Source organism: Halorubrum sp. AJ67, from assembly GCF_000513435.1.
Window position 1 is genome coordinate 1 of record NZ_CBVY010000047.1, and the last position, 2,141, is coordinate 2,141.

Here is a 2,141-nt window from a genome sequence, read left to right on the forward strand (position 1 = left end):
GACTCGATGCGCACGCGCGTCGACGGCGACGTCGTCGCCTGTACCGTCGCGCGACCGACGACGGGCGAACTCCAGTCGACGCTGGACGACCACCTCGTGAACCTGCGCGTCGCCGACCGCGTTATCGAGCGCGGACGCGCACACCTCGGGAACGACTCCGCGGACACCGCAGACTCCACGCACCGCTCCGACTCCACAGACGAACCGCAGACGACCGACACCGACACACCAACCGACACATGAGCGAACGATCCGTATCCAAGAGCAGAGAACAGAAGCGCTGGTACACCGTGTTAGCGCCCGAACAGTTCGACCGGCAGGAGCTCGGCGAGACCCTCGCCGAGGAGCCCCAGCAGGTCGTCGGGCGCACGATCACGACGACGCTCGATCAGCTGACGGGCGACTCCAACGCGAACAACACGAAGCTGACCTTCAAGATCACCGACGTGGGCAGCGACTCGGCGTACACCGAGTTCATCAAGTACGAGCTGACGCGCGACTACCTGCGCTCGCTCGTCCGCCGCGGTGCCTCGAAGGTCGAGGCGTCGATCACGGTGCTGACGACGGACGACTACCGCATCCGCGTCCAGCCCGTCGCGCTGACGACGAAGAAGGCGGACCGCTCGCAGGAGAAGGCGATCCGCCGCGTGATGATCGACAAGGTCCACGCCGCCGCCGAGGAGCGCACCTTCGAGGCGTTCGTCGACGCGATCGTCGACGGGAACCTCTCGTCGGCCATCTACGGCGACGCCAAGGAGATCTACCCGCTGCGCCGCGTCGAGGTCCAGAAGCTGACCCTCGAAGCGCGCCCGCGTGAGGTCGCCGCCGAGGAGGAGACCGCCGTCGACGTCGACGCCGACGAAGTGGCCGTCGACGAGTAACGCCGTCGCCGACCCGCGACCGACTTTCTCCGTTTATCGACCTGAGAGCGGTGCCGCCGATCCCCGTTTCGACCGACCGGCAGGGGCGAGCGTGCGACCTGTCCGCATCTTCCGATATCCGGGAGACGAAAGCTTGAAACGCCGCTCGCCCGACCTGACAGGTATGGAACTGCGGGTCATCGAAAAGACCGACACGGAGCTCAACATCGAGATCGCGGGGGAGGACCACACGTTCATGAACGTGCTGAAGGGGGCGTTACTGGAGTCCGAGGACGTCGCGGCCGCGACCTACGACGTGAACCCCGAGCAGTCGGGCGGCCAGACCGAGCCGGTCCTCACCGTCAAGTCGGAGGAGGGCGACCCGCTCGACGTGCTCGCCGACGCTGCCGAGTCGATCACCGAGCGCACGGACGCGCTGCGCGACGCGGTCCGCGCGGCCTGAGTCTCTCTCACCGATCTCTCACGCCGACGGCCGGCGTCGTTTTTTCGCTCCGAACAGCCGTCGCTTTCGGTTCAACCGGCGGCACCCTCACCGCGCGGTCGCCCCCGCGGGAGGGGCATACCTAAGTGGTGACTCTCGAAACGGGGGGGTATGCCGCCGAGCGTACTCATGCTGGGATGGGGGTTCCCGCCGAACATCACCGGCGGACTCGACGTCCACGTCGGCGAACTGTTCACCGGGCTGCGCGACGACCTCGGCGTCGACGTCACGCTGGTGTTGCCCGCGGAGTTCGCGCCCGACGACGGGCCGGGACTCGAACCGGTCGAGACGGGCGAGGGCGACGTGGCCGCACGCGTGGGACAGCTCTCCGACCGCTTCGCCGAGCTCGCGCCGGATCACGACGTGATCCACACGCACGACTGGTTCGGCTACGGCCCCGGTCGCGCCGCCGCCCGCGAGTCGGACGCCACCTGGGTATCGTCGTTCCACTCGCTGGCGAGCGACCGTAACATCGACCCGCCGAGCCGCGAGGTCGAGACCGAGCGCCGGCTCGCGAACGCCGCCGACACGAACATCGCGGTCAGCGAGATCGTCCGCGAGGACATCAGGGAGCTGTACGACGCGGACTCGCGGGTCGTGTACAACGGCTTCTCGACGCCGACGTTCTCCGGGAAAGACGTCCGTTCGGACCTCGGGATCGACGGCGAGATGCTGTTCTTCGTCGGGCGACACACCGACCAGAAGGGGATCTCCACCTCCTGTACGCGATGAAGAAGCTCCGCGGAGTCGTGGGAGGCAAGGGCACGACAGGGGATAGG

General features: G+C 67.6%; 3 protein-coding genes and 1 pseudogene. All 4 read left to right on the forward strand.

Annotated elements, in window-relative coordinates; translation table 11 throughout:
* A partial coding sequence (locus tag BN903_RS15015; protein ID WP_048078498.1) for a KEOPS complex subunit Pcc1 occupies positions 1-243 on the forward strand: 243 nt, incomplete at its 5' end.
* A complete protein-coding gene (locus BN903_RS15020; protein ID WP_048078499.1) occupies positions 240-881 on the forward strand; it encodes a 30S ribosomal protein S3ae in 642 nt (213 codons plus the stop codon). The genes BN903_RS15015 and BN903_RS15020, both read left to right, overlap by 4 nt.
* 163 nt (positions 882-1,044) lie before the next feature.
* Complete coding sequence (locus BN903_RS15025; RefSeq protein WP_048078500.1) at positions 1,045-1,323, forward strand: DNA-directed RNA polymerase subunit L; 279 nt, start codon at positions 1,045-1,047, stop codon at positions 1,321-1,323.
* A gap of 168 nt (positions 1,324-1,491) precedes the next feature.
* Positions 1,492-2,141 (forward strand): annotated as a pseudogene (locus BN903_RS15030) (glycosyltransferase family 4 protein); the annotation flags it as partial.